The organism is Nonomuraea rhizosphaerae (assembly GCF_019396405.1).
GTDB lineage: Bacteria > Actinomycetota > Actinomycetes > Streptosporangiales > Streptosporangiaceae > Nonomuraea > Nonomuraea rhizosphaerae.
Window position 1 is genome coordinate 1 of the sequence record NZ_JAHKRL010000300.1, and the last position, 7541, is coordinate 7541.

Genomic DNA, 7541 nt, shown 5'->3' on the forward strand with positions numbered 1-7541 from the left:
CCCCCCCGACCCGCAGGCCGAGGAGAAGATCCGCCCGGAGAACCCGTGGGCCGGCCGCGAACGGGTCAACATCCTGCTGCTCGGCGGCGACGGCGACGACAACAGGGTCGGCATCCGCACCGACAGCATGAACCTCGCCACCGTCGACGTGCGCACCGGCGGCACCGTGCTGATCAGCCTGCCCCGCAACCTGGAGGACGTCCGCTTCCGCCCCGGCACGCCGATGGCCGACCACTTCCCCGACGGCTTCCGGCTGCCCGCCGACCCCGGCGGCGGGCGCAGCGACCTGCTCAACAGCGTGTGGGAGTACGCCGACGCGCACCCGGAGATCTTCGACGGCAAGCAGCACCAGGGCCCCAAGGTGCTGATGGACACGATCGGCTACACGCTCGGGCTCAAGGTCGACTACTACGTGCTGGTCAACATCTGGGGGTTCGCCCGGCTGATCGACGCGATCGGCGGGGTGCGGCTGACGGTCGAGCAGGACGTGGTGTTCGGCCGCTACAACGAGGGCCTGGTCAAGGCGGGCACGCGCAAGCTGAAGGGCGCCGACGCCATGTGGTACGCCCGCTCGCGCACCTACAGCGACGACTACACGCGGATGCGCCGTCAGCGCTGCGTGATCGGCGCGCTGCTCGACCAGGCGGACCCGGCGACGGTGCTGACCAGGTTCCGCAAGATCGCGCTGGCCACCAAGGAGCTGATCAGGACCGACATCCCACGGCCGATGCTCACCCACCTGGTGCCGCTGGCGCTGCAGGTCAAGAACGCCGAGGTGACGAGCCTGCAGTTCGTGCCGCCGCTGATCAACACGGGGTCGCCCGACTGGGAGAAGATCCGCTCGCTGACCGCGAAGGCGGTGCGCGAGTCCTCGGGCGGCGGCGGGCCTGTGGCGGCCACAGCCTCCTCCGCCTCCCCCTCGGACTCCCCCACGACCTCGGCCTCGCCGAAGAAGCCCAGGAAGACGGCGGAGCCGAAGCAGACCGAGGACCCGACGAAGGGCCTCACCGAGGGGTGCGGTGCGGCGTCGTGATCAGCCCCGCCCGTCACGGCGTGGTGCGGTGATCACGCCCACGGGCTGACCGCCGCCGAGCACGGGCACGCTCTCCCACTCCGCGGCCGTCGACACGTCGCAGCCCATCGCCCGCAGCACGTCCAGGGCGATGACCGTGGTGGCGCGCGGGCTGCCGTCGATGACCTTGACCGCGGCCGTGTGCCCCGACTCCAGCGCCACGACCAGCACGCCCTCCGCGCCGCCCTTGGCGACCGAGCCGGGCAGGGCGCGCATCAGCTCGGTGTTCTGGTGCCCGGTGCCGCCGACGTACTCGGGATGCTCGCGCATGGCGTCGGCGACCTGCCGGGGCGCGCTGCCCGGCTCGGCCACGACGAGCGCCCGCACGGCCCGCGCCAGGCCGGTCAGCGACATCCCGAACAGCGGCGCCCCGCACCCGTCCACCGCCACGTGCGCCGCCTTCTCCCCGGCCAGCTCCTCGGTGACCTCGCGGACCTTGAGCTGCACGGGGTGGCCGGCCGACAGGTACGAGGCCACGTCCCAGTCGTTGGCGACGGCGGCGGCCAGCATGGCGGCGTGCTTGCCGGAGCAGTTCATGCGCTCGCGGGAGACGCCCTGGCCGTCCCTGATCAGCCGGTGCGCGGTGGCCTGGTCCTCGGGCCAGGTGGCGGGGCAGGCCAGCGCGCCGAGGTCCAGGCCGTACTCCCGCAGCATCTCGGCGACCAGCCGTACGTGGTGGTCCTCGCCCGTGTGGCTGCCCGCGGCGATCGCCAGGCTCGGGCCGGTCAGCGCCGCGCCCGCGACCAGGCAGGCGAGCGCCTGGAACGGCTTGGCCGACGAACGGGGCAGCACCAGCGCGTCCACCGGGCCGAGCGCGACCGCGGGGCGGCCGGAGGGGTCCAGTCCGACGGCGCTGCCGTAATGGAGGCTCTCCACGAACCCCGAGCGCGTCACCTCGGCGAGCAAGGCCAGCCCGGGGGCGGTGAGTCCGGGTGCGGCGGGTTCAGGCACGTGCGGATCTCCTTGCGTAGAGGGCCGGGCGGGACTCCAGCACCCGGGCCAGTTTGGACAGCGACGCGTTGACCACCAGGTAGATCAGCGCGACGACCACGTACGTCTGGATGAGCAGGCCGTTGTAGGCGGCCAGGACCTTGCCGCTGTAGAGCAGCTCGGCGTAGCTGACCACGAACCCGAGCGAGGTGTCCTTGAGCAGGCCGACGGACTGGCTGACGATCGACGGCAGCACCCTGCGCGCGGCCTGCGGCAGCACCACCAGGCGCATGGCCTGCCCGCGGGTGAGGCCGACGGCCAGGCCCGCCTCCGTCTGGCCGCGTTCGACGGAGTTGATCCCGGCGCGGAAGATCTCGGCGAACGCCGCCGCGTTCGACACGCTGAGCGGCACCACGAGCTTCCAGAACAGCGGCAGGTCCAGGCCGTACCGGGGCAGCGCGAACAGCACCACGTACACCAGCAGTAGCGCCGGGATGGTCCTGACCACCTCGACGTACGCGGCGGCGGGCCGGCGCAGCCACGCCTGGTGCGACAGGCGGCCGAGCGCGAGCACCAGGCCGAACGCCATCGCCAGCGCGGCCGACACGACGGCGGCCAGCGCGGTGGACCACAGCCCTGTCAGCAGATAACGCCACATGGGCCAGGTGGCGTACGGCTGCCAGCGCGCGGCGTCGAGCTGCCCGTTGGCGGCGAACTGCCGCACCGCCAGGACGGCCAGCGCGATCGCGGCCAGCGTGCCGGCGACGGTGGCGACGCGGATGTGCCTCCTGGCCCTGGGCCCCGGCTCGTCGAACAGCGTCGTGCTCATCTCGGAACCACCGATCCACGTCGGAGCCGCGCGGTGCTCATCGCAGAACCACCGATCCAGGTCGGAGCCGCATGGTGCTCATCGAAGGATCACCAGCCTGCGTTCGAGCCGCCCGGTGACGAACCCGGCGGCGGCGGCGATCAGCGCGTACGCGGCCCCCGCGCCGACGAAGATCGGGATGGGCTGGGCCTCGACCAGGTTGACCCGGTTGGCGGCGCCGGTCAGGTCCACGACGCTGACGGCGGCGGCCAGGGCGGTGTTCATGGTGGTGGCGATGAAGATGTTGCCCAGCGGCTGGATCACCGTGCGCAGCGCCTGCGGCAGGATGACGTGCCGCATCGACTGCGTGAATGTCAGGCCGATCGCCCGCGCCGCCTCACCCTGTCCCTTGGAGACGGCGTTGACGCCGGAGCGCAGCGCCTCGCCGATGTAGGCGGCCTCGTAGACGGCGATCACCACGATGACCGTCAGCTTGATGTCCCCCTGGATGCCGATCTCGGGCAGGCCGAAGATCGCCAGGACCAGCAGGACTAGCAGCGGCAGGTTCTGGAACGTCTCCACGTAGGCGGTGCCGAGGGCGCGCAGCACCCGTACCGGCGCCACCCGCAGCGCCGTGACCAGCACGCCCAGCACCGCCGCACCGAGGAAGGAGGCGGCGGTGAGCTGGAGCGTCACGAGCAGTCCCTGCCCCAGGTCGGGCAGGTAGGCCAGCAGACCGTCCGACGGCAGGGACACGCCGTCCGGGAGCAGGGACATGCCGTCCAGAAGCAGGGACGTGGCGTCCGGGAGCAGGGACATCAGGACCCCGGCACGGACCCGATCTGGGGCGGCTGCGGCGCGTCGCCCGTGACGACGGTGCCGATGGAGTTCTTCCAGACCTTCTGCCAGACCCCGGTGTCCTGGATCTTCTTCAGCCAGGCGTTGGTGAACGCCTTCATCTGGTCGTCGCCGTGCTTGAGCCCGATGCCGTACGGGTCCACGGTGAACGGCTTGGTGACGATCTCGATCGACGGGTCCTTCTTGGCGTCGGCGATCAGGAGGGTCTCGTCCTGGACGTAGGCGACGCCGCGGTCCTGCTTGAGCGCCTGCAGGCACTCCGGGTCGCTGCCGAAGGTGAGGATCTCCGCCTGCGGCGCGAGCTTCTTGATCGCCGGGATGGCCGGCGTGTTGGCCCCGGCCAGCACCTTCTTGCCGTTCAGGTCCTCGGGCTTGGTGATGCCCGTGGTGCCCTTCTTCACGGCGATGGTCAGGCCCGAGGTGTAGTACGGGCCGGCGAAGGCCACCTGGTCGGCCCGTTCCTTGGTGATCGTGTACGTCTGGAAGACGACGTCCACGGTGCCGTTGGACAGCAGCGCCTCGCGGGTCTCCGAGGCCGAGTTGACGATCTTCACCTTGGGCTCGCCGATGATGTACTTGGCCAGCGCCTTGCCCAGGTCGGCGTCGAAGCCCTCGACCTGCCCGGTGGCCGGGTTCTGCTGGGACAGCAGCGGCGCGTCGAGCGAGCCGCCGACGATCAGCTCGCCGCGCTGCTTGATCTTCTCCATGGTGGAGCCCGGCAGGATGTCCGCGGCGGCGGCGACCGGCGCCTGCGCGAGGACGTCGTCGCTCGGCTTGGCCGCTCCCGGCACGGCGGGGCTGCTCGCATCGCCGCAGGCCGCCAGAGCTGACATGGCGGACACCGCCACGGCGACGGCGGCGACCATTTTCTTCATGAGCACCCACTTCCTTCGATCTCGAAGATATGGCGGACCGTAGTCGCTGTTTTCGTACGAAGTCAATACGTTGTCGTCCGAAGTGGGACCATGGTATTCCTCTCACATGGAACAGCGGCTGCCCGTGAACGGGGCTCAGGGCGACCTGCTGCGGCTCGTGGCCACCGGCGGGGCCGAGTCGCGCGCCGACCTGGCCCGCCTGTCGGGCCTGGCCGCCTCCAGCGTGTCGCTCCGGGTGGAGGAGCTGATCGCGGCGGGGCTGCTCAGCGAGGAGGGCTCCGGCACCTCCCGGGGCGGGCGGCGGCCCCGGCGGCTGCGCCTGTCACCGACGGCCGGCGTCCTGGCGGTCGCCGACCTGGGCGCCAACCACGTCCGCCTGGGCGTTCTCGACCTCAGCGGCGCGCCCCTGGTGGTGGAGGAGCGGCCGTGCGCCATCGCCAAGGGGCCCGAGGCCACCCTGGACCTCGTGACCGCCGCCTTCGACTCGCTGCTGGCCGCGCACGTGCCCGGCGACGTGCCGCTGCGCGGCGTGGGCACCGGCGTGCCCGGCCCGGTGGACCCCGCGACCCTGCGGGTGGTGACCCCGTCGCGGATGCCCGGCTGGAACAACTTCCCCGTCGCCGAACACCTGGCCAACCGCTACGACCTGCCGATCCTCGTCGAGAACGACGCCAACCTGATGGCCGCCGGCGAGGCCCGCTGGTGGCCCGGTTCCCGGAACCTGATGGTGCTCAAGGCCGGGACCGGCATCGGCTGCGGCGTCATCACCGACGGCCGCCTGCACCGCGGCAGGGGCGCGGCCGGCGACATCAGCCACGTACGCGTCCTGTCGGACTCGTCGGTCCTGTGCGCCTGCGGCCACCCGGACTGCCTGGAGGCGTACGCGAGCGGCGCCGCCCTCATGTCGGCGCTGGCCGAGGCGGGCATCGTCGTCGAACGCCCCGCCGACATCGTCGGCCTGGTCGACGACGCGGTCCCCTCGGCGACCAGCCTGGTGCGCGGCGCCGGGCGGCGCATCGGCGAGGTGCTCACCGTCCTGGTCAACTTCTTCAACCCGGACGTGATCGCGGTGGGCGGCAGCCTGTCGGCGGCCGAGCCGCTGATCACGGCTATCCGGGCGGCGGTGTACGAGCGGTGCCTGCCGCTGGCCACGCGCGACCTGGAGATCGCCCCGGCCCGGGCGGGGCGGGACGGGGCGTTGGTGGGGGCGGGGGCGCTGCTGCTGGAGTCGGCGTTGGCGGGGTGAGGCAGGGGGTTCACTCCACCCTGAGGTCGTCGATGGCGTCGCGGTCCCAGGCGATGCCGAGGCCCGGGACGTCCGGGGCGACCGCGTGACCGTCCTCGACCGTCATCTCCGCACTCGTGACCGCCCGTAGCTGCGGGATGTGCTCCACATACGTCCCGGCCGGGACCGCCGCCACCAGGCTGACGTGCAACTCCATCAGGAAGTGCGGGCACACCGCCACGTTGAACGCCTCCGCCAGGTGCGCCACCTTGAGCCACGGCGTGATCCCGCCGATCCGCGCCACGTCCGCCTGGACGATCGACGCGGCCCCCCGTACCAGGTAGTCGCGGAACTGCCCGACCGAGTACATCGACTCCCCGACCGCCACCGGGATGGACGTCGAGCGCGCCAGCTCCCTGTGCCCCTGCACGTCGTCGGCGGGCAGCGGCTCCTCGAAGAAGTACACGCCGTACGGCTCCAGCGCGTGCGCCCGCCGCTTGGCCTCCGCGTACGTCATGGACTGGTTCGCGTCGACCATGATGTCCAGATCCGCCCCGACGGCGAGGCGGACGGCGGCGACGCGCTCGGCGTCCTCCTCCACGCGCGGCTTGCCGATCTTCACCTTGACCCCGCCGAGCCCGGCCCGCTTGGCCGCCACAGCCCCCTCGACCAGTTCCTCGACGCCGAGGTGCAGCCATCCGCCCTCCGTGTCGTACAGCGGCACCCTGCGCCGATGCCCGCCCGCGAGCTGCCACAGCGGCTCACCGGCGCGCAGGCAGCGCAGGTCCCACAGGGCGGTGTCCACGGCGGCCAGAGCGAGTGAGGTGATCGCGCCGACGGTGGTGGCCCGCGTCGAGGCGAACAGGTCACGCCACACGCCCTCGACCATCCGCGCGTCCGCACCGATCAGCCGGGGCAGGAGGTGATCGCGCAACATGGCCAACACCGCCCGGCCGCCGGTACCGATCGTGTACGAGTACCCGGTGCCGCGCAGGCCGTCGCCGGTGACGATCTCCACGAAGATCGTCTCCTGCTTGAGGAACGCCTGCACGGCATCGGTCCGTACGGTCTCGACGGGGATGTCCACGAGGTACGCGGTGGCACTGACAATCTCTGACATTCCAATTTCCTATAGGAGGGGATACGGGCCAGCACTCCAACCGGCCCACGGCGAATCCGCACGCCCGAACGAACGGCCCCGTCGCCCCACGCGGACGGACGGCACGGCCGACTCGATCGGTCGGCCCACTCCGGCAGCCCACCCCGTTGCCTCCCGTCACCCCGTCGGCCCACTCGGGCGCCCGGTCGGTCGGCCCGGTCGGTTGGGCGGTTGGCCTGGCCGGTCGGTTGGACGGTTGGCGTCGTTGGCATGCGTCGTTGGGTCCTGGTCAGTCCGTCGCCGTCAAGTAGCGGCTGCGGGCGGCCTCCAGGTGGTCGCGCATTGCCGTCTCGGCCTCGGCCGCCAACCCCGCGATGACGGCGTGCGCGATCCGCGCGTGCTCGGCCAGCGTCGGGTCGCCGCTCCCCCGTCCCGCGTAGTCGAGCCGGAACAGGTGCAGGTGGCTGTGCGTACGCGCCAGCGAGTCCCGCAGCGCGGCGCTCCCGGACAGTTCGGCGATCAGGTCGTGGAAGCGGGCGTCGTGCGCCTGGATGTCGTGGTAGTCCTCGTACCGGGTGCCCTGGGGGGCGCGCGGGACGCTGGCCACCTCGGCGCGCAGGCGCGCGACGCCCGCCTCGGCGGCCTCCGGTGGGCGGGCGGCCGCGTCCGCGGCG

General features: G+C 72.2%; 8 protein-coding genes. 2 read left to right on the top strand and 6 right to left on the bottom strand.

Annotation, left to right across the window (positions count from 1 at the left end; genetic code table 11):
• A partial coding sequence (locus KME77_RS15215; protein WP_219467398.1) for an LCP family protein occupies positions 1–1033 on the top strand: 1033 nt, incomplete at its 5' end.
• Here the strand turns inward: KME77_RS15215 and KME77_RS15220 are convergent.
• The 4 genes from KME77_RS15220 to KME77_RS15235 form a co-directional block, all read right to left on the bottom strand.
• Positions 1034–2023, bottom strand: a complete 990-nt coding sequence (locus KME77_RS15220) for an asparaginase (RefSeq protein ID WP_308250709.1) — start codon at positions 2021–2023, stop codon at positions 1034–1036. It lies immediately after the preceding gene.
• Entirely contained in the window at positions 2016–2831 is an 816-nt protein-coding gene (locus KME77_RS15225) for an amino acid ABC transporter permease (protein WP_219467400.1), read from the bottom strand. Before KME77_RS15225 ends, KME77_RS15220 begins: the two co-directional genes overlap by 8 nt.
• Before the next feature lie 78 nt (positions 2832–2909).
• Positions 2910–3629, bottom strand: a complete 720-nt coding sequence (locus tag KME77_RS15230; RefSeq protein ID WP_246609795.1) for an amino acid ABC transporter permease — start codon at positions 3627–3629, stop codon at positions 2910–2912.
• Positions 3629–4543 (bottom strand): glutamate ABC transporter substrate-binding protein, encoded by a 915-nt coding sequence (locus KME77_RS15235; RefSeq protein WP_219467401.1) that lies wholly within the window; start codon positions 4541–4543, stop codon positions 3629–3631. The genes KME77_RS15230 and KME77_RS15235 overlap by 1 nt, the downstream gene beginning before the upstream one ends.
• Positions 4544–4649: 106 nt before the next feature.
• Between KME77_RS15235 and KME77_RS15240 the strand changes: the two genes are divergently transcribed.
• A complete protein-coding gene (locus tag KME77_RS15240; protein WP_246609796.1) occupies positions 4650–5789 on the top strand; it encodes an ROK family transcriptional regulator in 1140 nt (379 codons plus the stop codon).
• Between the two features lie 10 nt (positions 5790–5799).
• Here the strand turns inward: KME77_RS15240 and KME77_RS15245 are convergent, their stop codons facing one another.
• Positions 5800–6888: a mandelate racemase/muconate lactonizing enzyme family protein gene (locus tag KME77_RS15245; RefSeq protein ID WP_219467403.1), complete on the bottom strand. Its 1089-nt coding sequence runs from the start codon at positions 6886–6888 to the stop codon at positions 5800–5802.
• A 268-nt stretch (positions 6889–7156) separates the two neighbouring features.
• A partial coding sequence (locus KME77_RS15250; RefSeq protein ID WP_219467406.1) for an FCD domain-containing protein occupies positions 7157–7541 on the bottom strand: 385 nt, incomplete at its 5' end.

Coding starts and splice junctions, on each gene's coding strand:
- KME77_RS15225 (WP_219467400.1), bottom strand. CDS start 2,831: ATGAGCACGACGCTGTTCGACGAGCCGGGGCCCAGGGCCAGGAGGCAC.
- KME77_RS15230 (WP_246609795.1), bottom strand. CDS start 3,629: ATGTCCCTGCTCCCGGACGCCACGTCCCTGCTTCTGGACGGCATGTCC.
- KME77_RS15235 (WP_219467401.1), bottom strand. CDS start 4,543: ATGAAGAAAATGGTCGCCGCCGTCGCCGTGGCGGTGTCCGCCATGTCA.
- KME77_RS15240 (WP_246609796.1), top strand. CDS start 4,650: ATGGAACAGCGGCTGCCCGTGAACGGGGCTCAGGGCGACCTGCTGCGG.
- KME77_RS15245 (WP_219467403.1), bottom strand. CDS start 6,888: ATGTCAGAGATTGTCAGTGCCACCGCGTACCTCGTGGACATCCCCGTC.